A 241-nucleotide genomic window follows, 5' to 3' on the forward strand; every position below is an offset into this window, starting at 1 on the left:
TGCCATCGAGCACCCGCCCAAGCAACTGTTCTCCCATCGGAAAGCGTCGTGCGCTATGGCCGTTGCCATCGACCAGTGGGGTGACGCGCGCGCCAGGCATCAAGCCGGAAACTTCTTCAAGCGGCATCAGAAAGAGCTTGTCGCCTGAAAACCCGACGACTTCTGCTTCGGCAAATTTATCGCTGTCGTTCAAGCGTCCATCGACACCTGGCAATTCGATATGACAGGCGCTGCCCACGGC

At 58.5% G+C, this 241-nt stretch carries 1 pseudogene; it reads right to left on the bottom strand.

The features are described from left to right. Window positions 1-193, bottom strand: a pseudogene (locus Q5762_RS39485) (hypothetical protein); the annotation flags it as partial. Between the last annotated feature and the right edge of the window lie 48 nt (window positions 194-241).

Source organism: Streptomyces sp. P9(2023) (genome assembly GCF_032436795.1).
GTDB lineage: Bacteria > Actinomycetota > Actinomycetes > Streptomycetales > Streptomycetaceae > Streptomyces.